Genomic DNA, 13,291 nt, shown 5'->3' with positions numbered 1-13,291 from the left:
GGTAATCCCTATGGTGGTGCGTCACATGGCCGATAATCGCACAACGTAGCTCGGCGCCTTGATGCCACCGGGCGTATCATTGCGCCTCATTTCAGGCTCTTCGAACCGCTCATCACCATGTCCGCATTCACGCCAACCTCCGCCCCCGTATTGGTCTGCCTCTGGGAAGAAGCCCGCGAGCGCGCCCGAGCAATCCGATACGCCGTTTTCGTCGAGGAACAGGGTGTGCCGGTAGAACTGGAGTGGGATGAGATGGATGCGCCGAGCTGGCACGCGCTGGCGTTCGCCGTGGATGGCGTGCCGGTGGCCACTGGCCGCCTGCTGCCGGATGGCCACATTGGCCGCATGGCGGTACTCAAGTCCGCGCGCGGTACCGGCGTGGGCGCGAAGGTGCTCGACGCGCTGATGGCCAAGGCCACCGAACTGGGCTATCCCGAACTGATCCTCAACGCCCAGACTCATGCAGCGCCGTTCTACACGAGGGTAGGTTTCGAGCAGGTGGGTGACGAGTTCGAGGAAGCCGGCATTCCGCACATCGAGATGCGCAAGCGGATCCGCTGATCTGCTGATCCGCCTGAAGACAGTCAGCGCGGCGCGGGTACTGTGCCGGTGTCGCGCGCCAGATTGAGTCGTCCGCGATAGGAGACCTCACCGGTCTGGCCATCGGCATCGAAGCTGCGTTCGACGAAGTCGAAGCGGCCGTCATGCATGACGCGCAGCACGGTGCTGGCACGCGTGCCGTAGTTCGGCGAACGGATGAATGCGGATGACAGCAGCTTTTCCCATTCGGGTGCGACGCCCGTGCTCGGCAGTTCCCAGTCGGGCGCCTGCCGATCGTCCGCAAGCAACTGCAGATACGACTCCACGTTCGATCCGATCTGGCCGCGATCGGCTGCCAGGACTTCGCACATCGCGCCCACGCGGCTGCGCACTTTGGGCCAGGGCGTGTCGAGGAGCGCATTTGACAAGCCATACAGGCCCGGCGTGAGCCGCTGCGGCACGCGGGACTTCGAACGGTTGCTGTACCACCAGAGGTCATGCAGATCGCTGGTCAGCAGGTTGAAGCCGTTGTAGGCGCCGTGGTCCCCGGCCAGGTCGTGCAGATAGTCGGCCGGCGTCTGATCGCCGCGCAGGAAATGCGCCACCAGCTCGCCGCGCGAGCGGGCATCGGTACGTTTTTCCGAAGGCGCGCGATAGTTGGTCAGCGCGGCGAACCGCGCGCCGACAGGGCTGTCCAGTCCGTGCTGGGCGCCGGCAATACCCATCCATGTGCCGGCATCACCGATGACCTCAGCGAGGTCACGGCCACCCAGCACTCCGGGGGCATCCCGCCACCAGTCCGCGGGCGCGGCGGGGCGGGCATAGAATTCGTCGCGGTTGGCGGCAACCACCAGGGGGTAGTCCGGGTGAGATTGCCAGGCAACCAGAATGAGACACATATTCCTTCCTTTACAGCTGGTTCGGCATCGCGCGAATCACGTAAGCCGTGTGACTCGCGCGGCGGCGCGGGCGCGAAATCAGAGTACGTCGAGATCGACGAACCGCTCGCTCATCCGCTCGCCGCTAATCCACTGCGTCAGCCCGCTTTGCCGCCAGAGCCCATCGAGCGCGGCGTCGAATGCAGGGGGGACGTCGGCGTAACACTCCATCCATGTCTGCAGGCCGGCGCGAGTTTCCGGCCTGCGCATCAGCGTACCACCAACTCCGGTCGCCTCGGCGACCGTTTCCATCCAGCGATGCCAGTGCGGCAGAGCCTCTGCGGCCCGGTCGTCCGGCACCTTGAAGTAGACGTAGAGATGATCGCTCATGACGATGCTCCCGTGGCGGTCACCCGGCCGCTTCCGCCTCGTTTGGCAGTGGCACTTCGTACGGCAGCGCACCCGTGGACACGGCCGGTCCGCTTGCGGCACCTAGATGCAGCGCACCATTGGCGGCGTCGATCTTCAATTCGGCCAGTCCTTCCCAACCGCCCTGGGGCGCCGGCGCGGCGTTGACCAGCATACCGCACGGCTGCTCCGGATCCTCGGGACGGAAAATCTCCGCCGCCGCCGCCGGGACATCGCCCGTGCCACGCACGCGCCACATGCGGCGCTTGAGCGTGCCACGATACTGGCTACGAGCGACGACTTCCTGGCCCGGATAGCAGCCCTTGCGGAAGTTCACGCCGCCAATCAGTTCGAAGTTGATCATCTGCGGCACGAACTGCTCCTGCGTGGCCGCGGCGATGCGGGGGATGCCCGAGGCGACATCGAGCCAGTCCCAGAAAGCGGGCGAGGCGACGGCCAGCGTAGCACCGAGCGATTGCTGCAGGGCTTCGATGCGCGCGGCCGGTGCGACGATCTGCCAGCGCGGCTCGCCGTCGGCATCGGCCAGCCGAATCACGGTCACGTTGTCGTCGGATGCAGTGGCCAGCGGTGCCTGGGGAGTGGGCAGGCCGGCCTGTTGTAGCGCGGCTTCCGCGCCAGCCCCGGCGATGCCGAGGATGCGGTGCGTGGCGGACAGGTCCGACAGCTTCGCCTTGGCCCGCAGCACGAACATGGTCAGGCGCTTCTGGATTGGCGGCTGGATGTCGGCGGAGAGTTGCAGCACGATGCCATCGGCGTCGCGCCACATCAGGAAGCTGGCCATCAGCCGGCCCTTGGGCGAGCAGTAGCCGGCCAGGCGCGCCGTGCTCGCGGTCAGGTCTTCAACGGCGTTGGTGAGCTGGCTGTGCAGGAAAGTGGCGGCATCATCGCCAGCCACGCGGATCAGGCCAAGTCCGCCCGGCGCGGTGACGATACCAGCGGCGCGCAGGGATTTCAGGCTTTGGTCGAGGGACGGAAATTCGGTGGAGGACATGCAGACGGTCCTGGATGGCGTATGAATTAGGGGCGGCGCCGTGCGCGGCGCGTTCTCGTAACTTGCGGTGACACATCGGCCACAAGGCTCCCGGTATTATATGGGCCTGTCGCCATTCCGGCCGGCTGCCACCATGATCCCGACCCGCCGGCGGGGACATCGCGGCCGGTCTTTGCTTGCTACTACATGAAACGTCTGTTCCTGCGCCTGGTCGGGGTTCTGGTGGTCTTCGCCATGGCCGCCGCCGGTGGCTTTGCCTGGTGGGCCCACCAGCCACTCGGCCTGACCACATCCCCCATCGAAGTCGTCATCAAGCCGAATTCCGGCGTTCTCAGCGTGGGTCGGCAGATCCAGCGCGGTGGCGTGGGCATGGATCCGCGCCTGTTCCAGATCCTGGTCCGCATCACCGGCCACGGCCCGGACCTCAAGGCCGGGGGCTACCAGTTCGAGACGGGCGCCACGCCGCTGGACGTGATCGGCAAACTGGCCCGGGGCGAGGTCACGCACTACGTCGTGACCGTCATCGAGGGTTGGGAATTCCGCAAGATGCGCGCGGTCGTGGATGCCAACCCTGCGCTGAAGCACGACACGGTGGGCATGTCCGACGCCGATTTGATGCACGCGATCGGCGCGGCCGAATCCGCGCCGGAAGGGCTGTTCTTTCCCGATACCTATCTGTTCGCGCGCGGCAGCAGCGATATCGAACTCTACAAGCACGCCTATCGCGCCATGCAGCGGCGGCTGAACGAGGCCTGGAACGCACGCGCGCCCGACCTGCCGTACAAGACGCCGTATGAGGCGCTGGTGATGGCATCCATCGTTGAGAAGGAGACGGGGCAGGCGGCGGAGCGCCCGATGATCGCGGCCGTGTTCGTCAACCGTCTGCGCAAGAACATGATGCTGCAGACCGATCCGACCGTGATCTACGGCCTGGGTGAGCAATTCGACGGCAACCTGCGCAAGAGGGATTTGCTGACGGACACCCCGTACAATACGTACACCCGTACGGGCCTGCCGCCGACGCCGATTGCCTTGCCGAGTCTGGCGTCGCTGGCCGCAGCCACGACGCCGGCGCCATCGGACGCCTTGTATTTCGTGGCACGCGGCGACGGCAGCAGCCATTTCTCCAATTCACTACCCGAACACAATCGCGCGGTCGACAAGTACCAGCGCGGCAAACCATAAGGTCATGCGCGGAAAATTCATCACCTTCGAGGGCATCGATGGCGCGGGCAAGAGCACCCATATCGAGTGGGTGGCCGAGCGCCTGCGCGCGCGCGCAAATGTCGTCACTACCCGGGAGCCGGGCGGCACGCCGCTGGGCGAAGACCTGCGCCAGTTGCTGCTGCACCGGAAGATGCATCTTGAAACCGAGGCGCTGCTGATGTTCGCGGCGCGCCGCGAGCACATCGCCGAAGTCATCGAGCCCGCGCTGGCGCGCGGCGACTGGGTCATCTCGGATCGTTTCACCGATGCCACGTTTGCCTATCAGGGCGGTGGCCGCGGGCTGGCGCTCGATCGGCTGGCCACGCTCGAGCAGTGGGTGCAGAGCGGTCTTCAGCCCGACCTGACGCTGCTGTTTGACGTTCCGCTGGAAACCGCGAGCGCACGTCTGGCCGGGGCCCGTGAGCCCGACAAGTTTGAGGCCGAGTCCCGCGCCTTCTTCGAACGCACCCGCACTGAGTATCTGCGCCGTGCGGCGGAAGCGCCACAGCGCTTTCGGGTCATCGACGCAACGCGCTCGATCGACGAGATTCGTGTGGCGCTTGAAGAAATTATTGCAACGCTTTGATTTTTAATGGCTATATCCATGTGGTGATGTCGATGTCATTGACTCCGACAATACATGAGATGGCTGCGCTAACTGATTGAACCTGAATGCTTTATCCCTGGCAACGAGATGACTGGCATCGGCTGACCGCGCTACGCGACCGGCTGCCGCACGCGCTGCTGCTTCACGGCCAGCAAGGCATCGGCAAGCGCGATCTGGCGTTGCACTTCGCGCAGGGCCTGCTTTGCGAAAGCGCGCTGCCCGATGGCCAGCCCTGCAATACCTGCAGCGCCTGCCACTGGTTTGGTCAGGGCAACCATCCCGATTTCACGGTGGTTCGGCCCGAGGCACTGGAAGCCGGCGCTGGAGAGGCCGAAGGCGACGGCGAGAGCGGCAGCAAGAAGAAGGCGCCGAGCAAGATCATCCGCATGGAGCAGGTGCGGGCGCTGATCGAAGCGGTGGGTGTTGGCACGCACCGCGCGGGTTTGCGCGTGGTGGTGGTCTATCCGCTCGACGCGCTGCAGACTGAAGGCGCCAACGCGCTGCTCAAGACGCTCGAGGAGCCGCCGCCGTCCACGGTGTTCCTGCTGGTCACGGATCGTATCGACCGTGTGTTACCGACGATCCTGTCCCGCTGCCGCCAATTCTCGATGACGCGGCCGACCAGCGCGGATGCGCTCGATTGGCTGCGCGGACAGGGGGTGGCCGATGTGGAGGCGCAACTGGCGCTGGCTGGGGGGGCGCCACTGACGGCGCTGCACGCGGCCGAGGCCGAGGAACAGCCCTTGCAGCGCTGGCTGGTCGGCCAGCTCGGTAGCGCGGCTGCGCTGGATGCCCTGGCCGCCGCGGAGCAATTGCAGAAGCTGCCGGTTCCCGCCGTGCTCGGCACCCTGCAACGCTGGACGTACGATCTGCTGGCGCTCTGCCTGGGTACGGGTGCCGCACGTTACTTCCCGAAGGAGCAGACGGCACTGGCCCGCTGCGCCAGCGCAACCGACGCGCATCGGCTGCAGGCGTTCGCCGCGCGGCTGGTCGGACATCGCCGCAATGAGAACCATCCGTTGGCGGCGCGCCTCGTGATGGAGTCGGTGTTGCTCGATTACCGACAATTGTTCCGTTAGCGTGCGTCTCGCGGTAGGAATCGTGCCGCACACGTGGTACAAGTCGAACAAAGCGACTTTCAAATAGCCCGCACAAAGCGGGCAACGCTGCAACAAGGGGTCAAGATGAACACACCAGCCATAGCGGCGCCGACACGACCAGCGGTCGGTCCCGCCACGATTCCCAATCCTGCGACGACCGGCCGCCCGAACGTGTTGTCACTGTCGATCAAGGACCAGGCAGGGCTGTATGCGGCCTATATGCCGTTCCTGGCGCGCGGCGGGATCTTCGTGCCTTCGAACCGGCCGTTCAGGCTTGGGGAGCAGGTATTCCTGGTGCTGTCGCTGCTGGATCGCCCGCAGAAGTATCAGGTGCAAGGTACTGTCGCGTGGATCACGCCGGTCGGCACGCCGATGAAGACGCCCGGCGTGGGGGTGCATCTCCCGGACGACGATATTGGCCGTTCGCTGAAGCGCGCGGTGGAAGAGATTCTTGGCAAGACGATTGAATCCGGGCGACCGACCCAGACCCTGTAGTCCATCTGGAGTTGCTGTCTTGCGCGAAATATTAGTCGCAACTTGTTGTAATTTATGAATGTTTTTGGTTTTGCCGCGGGTATCGTCGTTCGATGCCGGGCCGGTGACCGTGGCGTCGAGCGAGACCTGATGATCGCCCGACGTCGGCTCGATTGAGATATCCCCATGTTTGTTGATTCCCACTGCCATATCGATTTTCCCGAGCTGGCCGAAAGGCTGCCGCAGTTGCTCGAGAACATGCGGACCAATCAGGTGTCGCACGCCCTCTGCATCTCGGTGACGCTCGAGGACTTTCCGCGCGTGCTGGCGCTGGCCGAACAGCATCCGAACCTGTATGCCTCAGTCGGCGTGCATCCTGACTACGAGGAAGGCGCCGAAGAACCGACACTCGAGCGGCTGGTCACGCTGTCGGCGCATCCGCGAGTGGTTGGTACCGGCGAGACCGGGCTGGACTACTACCGTCTCAATGGTCGCAGCATCGCGGAGATGGAGTGGCAGCGTGAGCGGTTCCGCACCCATATCCGCGCGGCCCGCCAGACTGGCAAGCCGCTGATCATCCATACGCGATCCTCGGCGGACGACACGCTGCGGCTGATGCGCGAGGAAAACGCAGGTGAGGTTGGCGGCGTCATGCACTGCTTCACGGAGACCTGGGACATCGCCCGGCAGGCGCTGGACGAAGGCTTCCATATTTCGTTCTCGGGTATCGTCACGTTCAAGAGCGCGGCTGACCTGCAAGAAACCGCGAAGAAGGTACCGCTCGACCGCATGCTGATCGAAACCGATTCGCCTTATCTTGCCCCGGTGCCGTACCGCGGCAAGACGAACGAGCCGGCCTGGGTGCGTCACGTGGGCGAGTTCATCGCCAAGCTGCGCGATGTTCCCGTGGAGACGATCGCAGAACAAACTACAGATAATTTTTTCCGCTTATTCAAGCACATAGACAGGAATTCTCATGCTTGACTTTAAGATCAGACGCGGGGTCGCCGCAATGGCCCTGATCTGCGCGGCTTGTGCGAGTGTGGCCGCTCCGGCCGACGATATGCGCAAGGCCGTCGAGTTCGATGACGCCAACACCGTGCAGAAGCTGTTGGCGCGTGGCGTGGATCCGAATCTGGTCGACAACCGGGGCGATCCGATGCTGGTGGTGGCGCTGCGCGAGAAATCGACCAAGGCGGCAACGGCGCTGATCAAGGCCAAGAACATTGACTTTGACAAGACCAATCCGGCGGGTGAGAACCCGCTGATGATGGCCAGCCTTCAGGGCGAACTGGACATGGTCAAGCTGATGGTCGACGGCATGGAGGCCGAGGTTAACAAGAAGGGCTGGGCGCCGCTGCACTACGCGGCGACGAATGGGCACAACGATGTCGTCAAGTATCTGGTCGATCATGCGGCCTACATCGATGCGGAAAGCCCGAACGGCACCACGCCGCTGATGATGGCTGCGCGCGGCGGGCATATCGATACCGTCAAGCTGCTGCTCGACGAAGGCGCGGACATGCGCCTGAAGAACCAGCAGAACATGACCGTGATCGACTTTGCCGAGCAGTACAACCAGAAAGAGATTGCCGACGGCCTCAAGTCGCGCTGGCAGAAGCTGTATGGCGCGGTGCCGCCGCCGGCACCGAAGCCGAAGCCCTGGACGCCGCCTGCTGGTCAGGCGAAGTAGTCAGGCTGTCAGGTACGCAGTCGTTTCCAGACGCCGCCCATCCGGGCGGCGTTTGCATTACGGGAATTCGCGCTCGGTGATCGTGACCGACCGCGACTTTCCGGGGGCCGCATACAGCGTCAGCACGTTGCGCCCAGCGCTGGTGCTGCCTGCCTCCCGCATTTCCTCGAACACGAAGCGCTCCGACCGGTAGATCTCCCCGGTGTCCAGGCTCTGGTAGCGCACGTCATAGCTGCCCTGCGTGATCGCGTCCATCGTGAACGAAGACCCGACAGGGATGAAAGTCGTCCGTACCGGCACCGGGATGCCGCCGTTGACGGCCACGAGCTTGAGCAGCACGTCGGACGGACCGCGTGAGTTGTCGACGGTCAGCGTCGACAGGCCGCTTGTATTCAGCACCGGATAGCCGGGCAGGTAGCCCGAATTGGTTGGCCAGGGCAGGCCGCGCGGAGTCAGGCTCGGACGCAAATATTGGGCCTCGCGCGGCAGGTCAGCCGGGACGGGGGTGACGATTGACGCCGCCGCGGCCGGCTGGACGAGCGCCGCGCCTGGCTTGTCGACGGCCGGCTGAGTTGGCGTGGCCCAGTCTCCCAGCAGCACGACAATGGCGGCCCCGATGCCCGCATAGAGCAGGAGCGACCATTTCCTGGCCAGCGGCTCGCCCGGGCGCTGGCCGTCCTGTCGGGGTTTGCGTCGCTTCTTCTTCTGGGCGGAGTCGGCAGCGGATTGGCCGGGTGCGGCGGCTCCGGTGGCCCGTGCCGATGCCTGCGCCGACTGTGCCGGACGCGCGGGGCGCCCCTGTGGCCGTGGAGGCTGCGCAGCGGTGCGGGATGCTGCCGCCTGTTGGGCCTGGCGCTGCCTGCGTTCGGCGTCCAGCTTTTCCTGCGATGCGATCCACTGGTCGTGCTCGGCGCGCTTGGCCGGGTCGCTCAGCACGTCGTACGCGGCGTTCAGCAGCCGCATGATGCGATTGGCCTGTTCGCTATCGGCGTGCCTGTCCGGGTGGTACTTTTGGCTAAGCGATTTATATGCGGCCCGAATGACTTCTGCGGGCGCATCGCGGGAGACCTTGAGGTTGTCGTAATGGGTATGCATCAGGCGAAGAAGGACGCAATATCGGTGTTCGACGACAAATAACGGCAGGGCGCCGCGATTCTCAAGTATTCACGCAAATTGGCGGGCGGGTATGCGGGCTAGCCAACAAATACAGACATGTCCGCGATGATCCGTTCCGCATTGTCGCTGTTCTTTGACGTGGCCACCAGATGGATGCCTCCAATCGCCGGGCTAAAGTTCCGCCGCAATCTGCCGATATAGGCGGCAAATGACGAGGGCCTGACAAGAGCCCAAAGTTCCGGGATGGCGGGGCATCTGCTCCGCCGCAGTTCATGTGGGGGCAAGGACATGCTGAGAAGAATCAAGGCGGAACAGCTTCAGGTGGGCATGTTTGTGTCCAGGCTGGGCGGGCCATGGATCAACCATCCATTCTGGCGCTCGCGCTTTCTGGTCAGTAGCGACGAACAGATCGAGCAGATCCTGGCGGCCAATGTGCAGGACGTCTGGATCGACATCCTGAAGGGGCGCAACCTGCCGATGCAGAGCACGCCGGAAGTTGCCGATTCGGAGGTGGATGCACAGCCCGAGTCGGGTTTCGAGGACGAACTCGAACATGCGCGCGAGCTGATCAAGTCGGGCCGGGCGGTGATCGGGTCGATTTTCAACGACGTGCGGATGGGGCACGCGCTCGAGACCAACGGCGCGCTGCTGCTGGTGGATTCGGCATCGACATCGCTTTCGCGCCATTCGCAGGCGTTGCTGGCCATGGCACGGCTCAAGGCCAAGGACGACTACACGTACCTGCATTCGTACTCGGTCTGTGCGCTGATGATCGCCGTGGGCCGTACGCTGAAACTGCCCGACGGTGAAGTGCGCGAGCTTGGCCTGGCCGGGCTGGTCCACGATATCGGCAAGCTGACGCTGCCCGAGTCACTGCTGATGAAGGCGGGGGATCTGTCGCCGGCCGAGTACGAGCAGATGCGGCGGCACCCGTCGGCCGGGTACCGCATCCTGAACGAGGCGCGGCTGTATACGAACATTCCGCTCGACGTGTGCGTGCATCACCATGAGCGGGTGGACGGCAAGGGCTATCCCTTCGGTCTGTTCGAGAGTGAAATCAGCGTGCACGCCAAGATCGCGGCGATCTGCGATACCTACGACTCGCTGACGTCGCCGCGGCCCAACCACCTGGCCTGGTCACCGGCGCGTGCGATGGAGTACATCGCGGTGCGCGTCGACACGCTGTTCGATCGCCGTGTGTTCAAGGCGTTTACACGGACGGTCGGCATCTACCCGCTGGGCACCGTGCTGCGGCTGCGCTCGGGACGCCTGGCGGTGGTCTGCGGGCAGAACGCGAACGAACCGCTGCGGCCCCGCGTGATGACGTTCTACTCGGTGTCACAGTCGGCGCCGCTGCCGCATGAGGTTCTCGACCTGACTCAGAGCGAGGATTCCGTCATTGCCTTCGAGGATGCCCGGCAGTGGGGTTTCACCGACGAGCAACTGATGGCGATGTACGCGCCACACGTGAAATAGACAGAAAGCGCGTGCGTCGAGCGCGGCGGACGTCGAACGCCAAATGTGGGCGGGGCGGGCAGAAATAGTAGACTTGGCGATTGGCAGCCCGTACCGCTTCACTGCATATGACTTTCGACGCCCTGCTTGAACTGTTCGAGCAACGCATCCCGGCCCACCCGTGGGCACAGATCACCTTGTACGTCCTGGCGCTGGTCCTGCTGGCCGGCATCGCGCAATGGCTCGTGGCGCGCGTGGTCGGCCGGGTGGTCTATCGCGTATTGAGTCTTTCCGGCCACGGCAACTGGGCCGGGGCGCTGCTGCACCACCGGACCTATCGCCGGCTGGGCTACGCGGTATTCCTGGCCGTGGTCACGGTCGGCATCAGCCAGGTGCCGAACCTGGGTAAGTTCTCGGCGGCCATCGAGCGGCTGGCTCATGCCGGCACCTGGATCAGCGTGTTCCTGATGCTGTCTGGCGTGCTCGATGCGTGGCAGACCGTGTTTTCCGGCAGCCGCAGCGCGCAGACGCATTCGATCAAGGGCTACATCCAGGTGGCCCAGCTCGCGCTGTGGCTGGTCTGCGGTGTGCTGGTGCTGTCGATCCTGATCGACCGCTCGCCGCTCTGGATGCTGTCCGGTATCGGCGCGCTATCTGCGGTGCTGCTGCTCGTGTTCAAGGACACGCTGCTGTCCCTGGTGGCCAGCACGCAGCTCACCTCGAACGACATGCTGCGCATTGGCGACTGGATCGAAATGCCCCAGTCCAATGCCGATGGTTTCGTCATGGACGTGGCGCTGCATACGGTCAAGGTCAAGAATTGGGACAACACCGTGACGACGGTGCCAACCTACAAGCTGTTCTCGGAGAGCTACCGCAACTACCGGCACATGTTCGAGTCCGGCGCGCGCCGCATCAAACGGACGCTCCGGATCGATGCCACCAGCGTGCGGTTCCTGGACGAGGAGGAGGTCAGGGCGCTGATGCGGTTCAAGCTGCTGCATGACTATCTCGAGGTCAAGCAGGAGGAGGTCGATCGGGCCAACCGGGAGATCCTGCGTGCCGACACAGACCCGGTCAACCGCCGTCGGCTGACCAACCTGGGCACGTTCCGCGCCTATGGCATCGCCTTCCTGCGCGCGCATCCGGAAATTCATCACGATCTGCTGCTGAACCTGCGGATGATGGAATCCGACTCGCAGGGCATTCCGATCGAGATTTACTGCTTTACCACGCTCACGAACTGGACGGACTACGAACGTATCCAGGGCGATATCTTCGACCACCTGTTCGCGATTCTGCCGGAGCTGGGTTTGCGGGTGTATCAGGCGCCGTCAGGCGCGGACCTGAGCGGGCTGCGCAGCGGTGCGACGATGGCCGACCAGCACGCCGCACTGGCCGTGGCCGCCGCGGACTCGGGGATGCGCCAGCCGCCATCGGCCCCGACGGATCGGGCCGACAGGGTGGCTTAGGGGGGGATTTCTCCCTGTCCCTTCTCCCTTCTCCCTTCTCCCGTCGTCGGGAGAGGGGAGTCAGCAAAGCGCAGCGCTTACGCCTTCCGCGGCTTGACCTTGCCCGCCGCTTCCTTGGCGCGCTCGCGTGCCGTATCCACGTCTTCGGCGTAGGCCAGCGCCACGCCCATGCGGCGCTTCGTGAACGACTCCGGCTTGCCGAACAGGCGCAGTTCCGTCTGCGGCACGCGCAGCGCCTCGTCCACGCCATCGAAAACAATGCCTTCGGCTTCAACGCCGCCGTAGATCACGGCGCTCGCGCCGGGCGCGCGCAGCGCGGTGCTGACGGGCAGGCCGAGGATGGCGCGGGCGTGGAGTTCGAACTCGTTCTGCCACTGCGTAATCATCGTCACCATGCCGGTGTCGTGCGGACGCGGGCTGACTTCGCTGAACCAGACCTGCTCGCCCTTGACGAACAGTTCCACGCCGAACAGGCCCTGGCCGCCCAGATCGGCGGTCACGGCACGCGCGATATGCTGCGAGGTTTCCAGTGCCTTCGGGTGCATCGGGTGCGGTTGCCAGCTTTCCACGTAGTCACCCGCGACCTGCACGTGGCCGATCGGCTCGCAGAAATGCGTTTCCACTTCGCCATTGGCGCCCACGGCGCGCACGGTCAGCAGCGTGATTTCGTAGTCGAAGTCGATAAAGCCTTCGACGATCACGCGGCCGTGGCTGACGCGGCCGCCGGCCATGGCATAGTCCCACGCGGCCTTGACGTCCGCGGGACCGTCGATCTTGCTCTGGCCCTTGCCGGAACTGCTCATCACGGGCTTGACCACGCACGGGTAGCCGATGCCGCCGTCGATCGCGGCTTGCAGTTCCTCGAGCGAATCGCAGAATTTGTACGGGCTGGTGGGCAGGCCCAGGGTCTCGGCGGCCAGGCGGCGGATACCTTCGCGGTCCATCGTCAGGCGGGCGGCGCGAGCCGTGGGGATCACGCGAACCACGCCGGCCGCTTCCAGGGCTTCGAGCATTGGCGTGGCGATGGCTTCGATCTCTGGCACCACCAGATCCGGCCGCTCGGCTTCGATCAGTGCCTTGAGCTGTTCGCCGTCGCTCATCGTGATCGTGCGCGCATGGTGGGCCACCTGCTGGCCCGGCGCGTTCTCGTAGCGGTCGACGGCGATCGTCTCCACGCCCAGGCGCTGCAGCGCGATCAGCACTTCCTTGCCCAGCTCACCTGAGCCTAGCAGCATGACTTTGGTGGCGGACGGGGAGAGGGGCGTTCCAAGGGTGGTCATGGGGCGGCTCGATCAGGTCAGAAAAACCGGGATTGTATACGCGGGCGATG

14 protein-coding genes are annotated in these 13,291 nt (G+C 64.6%); 9 read left to right on the top strand and 5 right to left on the bottom strand.

Going from position 1 to position 13,291, the window contains the following annotated elements; translation table 11 throughout:
• Positions 1 to 117: 117 nt before the first annotated feature.
• Positions 118 to 561, top strand: a complete 444-nt coding sequence (locus tag RMET_RS09175) for a GNAT family N-acetyltransferase (RefSeq protein ID WP_011516562.1) — start codon at positions 118 to 120, stop codon at positions 559 to 561.
• A 23-nt stretch (positions 562 to 584) separates the two neighbouring features.
• On the opposite strand, the gene RMET_RS09170 is transcribed toward RMET_RS09175, so the two are convergent.
• From RMET_RS09170 to ygfZ, 3 genes are all read right to left on the bottom strand, one after another.
• The gene (locus tag RMET_RS09170) at positions 585 to 1,439 is read right to left on the bottom strand and encodes an NRDE family protein (RefSeq protein ID WP_011516561.1); all 855 of its coding nucleotides are present in this window, start codon (positions 1,437 to 1,439) and stop codon (positions 585 to 587) included.
• Between the two features lie 78 nt (positions 1,440 to 1,517).
• Entirely contained in the window at positions 1,518 to 1,808 is a 291-nt protein-coding gene (locus RMET_RS09165) for a DUF4936 family protein (protein ID WP_011516560.1), read from the bottom strand.
• Between the two features lie 19 nt (positions 1,809 to 1,827).
• Positions 1,828 to 2,838, bottom strand: coding sequence for a CAF17-like 4Fe-4S cluster assembly/insertion protein YgfZ (gene ygfZ / locus RMET_RS09160; protein ID WP_011516559.1), 1,011 nt, complete (start codon positions 2,836 to 2,838; stop codon positions 1,828 to 1,830).
• Positions 2,839 to 3,024: 186 nt separating this feature from the next.
• Here ygfZ and mltG point away from each other — a divergent pair, with 186 nt between their 5' ends.
• From mltG to RMET_RS09130, 6 genes are all read left to right on the top strand, one after another.
• Positions 3,025 to 4,023: an endolytic transglycosylase MltG gene (mltG, locus tag RMET_RS09155; RefSeq protein ID WP_011516558.1), complete on the top strand. Its 999-nt coding sequence runs from the start codon at positions 3,025 to 3,027 to the stop codon at positions 4,021 to 4,023.
• Between the two features lie 4 nt (positions 4,024 to 4,027).
• The gene (tmk, locus tag RMET_RS09150) at positions 4,028 to 4,630 is read left to right on the top strand and encodes a dTMP kinase (protein WP_011516557.1); all 603 of its coding nucleotides are present in this window, start codon (positions 4,028 to 4,030) and stop codon (positions 4,628 to 4,630) included.
• An 86-nt stretch (positions 4,631 to 4,716) separates the two neighbouring features.
• On the top strand, positions 4,717 to 5,730 hold the full coding sequence (locus tag RMET_RS09145; protein WP_011516556.1) for a DNA polymerase III subunit delta': 1,014 nt from the start codon (positions 4,717 to 4,719) through the stop codon (positions 5,728 to 5,730).
• Positions 5,731 to 5,835: 105 nt separating this feature from the next.
• Complete coding sequence (locus tag RMET_RS09140; RefSeq protein WP_011516555.1) at positions 5,836 to 6,246, top strand: PilZ domain-containing protein; 411 nt, start codon at positions 5,836 to 5,838, stop codon at positions 6,244 to 6,246.
• A gap of 165 nt (positions 6,247 to 6,411) precedes the next feature.
• The gene (locus RMET_RS09135) at positions 6,412 to 7,209 is read left to right on the top strand and encodes a TatD family hydrolase (protein WP_011516554.1); all 798 of its coding nucleotides are present in this window, start codon (positions 6,412 to 6,414) and stop codon (positions 7,207 to 7,209) included.
• Positions 7,202 to 7,918 carry an ankyrin repeat domain-containing protein gene (locus RMET_RS09130; protein ID WP_017513406.1) on the top strand — a complete coding sequence of 239 codons (717 nt, stop codon included), beginning with the start codon at positions 7,202 to 7,204 and terminating at the stop codon, positions 7,916 to 7,918. The genes RMET_RS09135 and RMET_RS09130 overlap by 8 nt, the downstream gene beginning before the upstream one ends.
• A gap of 57 nt (positions 7,919 to 7,975) precedes the next feature.
• On the opposite strand, the gene RMET_RS09125 is transcribed toward RMET_RS09130, so the two are convergent.
• Complete coding sequence (locus RMET_RS09125) at positions 7,976 to 9,013, bottom strand: J domain-containing protein (RefSeq protein WP_011516552.1); 1,038 nt, start codon at positions 9,011 to 9,013, stop codon at positions 7,976 to 7,978.
• Positions 9,014 to 9,322: 309 nt separating this feature from the next.
• Between RMET_RS09125 and RMET_RS09120 the strand changes: the two genes are divergently transcribed.
• Together RMET_RS09120 and RMET_RS09115 are read left to right on the top strand one after the other, a co-directional pair.
• A complete protein-coding gene (locus tag RMET_RS09120) occupies positions 9,323 to 10,510 on the top strand; it encodes an HD-GYP domain-containing protein (RefSeq protein WP_011516551.1) in 1,188 nt (395 codons plus the stop codon).
• A 107-nt stretch (positions 10,511 to 10,617) separates the two neighbouring features.
• Complete coding sequence (locus RMET_RS09115; protein WP_011516550.1) at positions 10,618 to 11,961, top strand: mechanosensitive ion channel family protein; 1,344 nt, start codon at positions 10,618 to 10,620, stop codon at positions 11,959 to 11,961.
• Between the two features lie 77 nt (positions 11,962 to 12,038).
• On the opposite strand, the gene purT is transcribed toward RMET_RS09115, so the two are convergent.
• Complete coding sequence (gene purT / locus RMET_RS09110; RefSeq protein ID WP_011516549.1) at positions 12,039 to 13,241, bottom strand: formate-dependent phosphoribosylglycinamide formyltransferase; 1,203 nt, start codon at positions 13,239 to 13,241, stop codon at positions 12,039 to 12,041.
• Positions 13,242 to 13,291 lie beyond the last annotated feature (50 nt).

Source organism: Cupriavidus metallidurans CH34 (genome assembly GCF_000196015.1).
In the GTDB taxonomy this organism is placed as follows: domain Bacteria; phylum Pseudomonadota; class Gammaproteobacteria; order Burkholderiales; family Burkholderiaceae; genus Cupriavidus; species Cupriavidus metallidurans.
The sequence above is the reverse complement of the archived record's forward strand: the minus strand, read 5'-3'. Positions and strand labels throughout refer to the sequence as shown.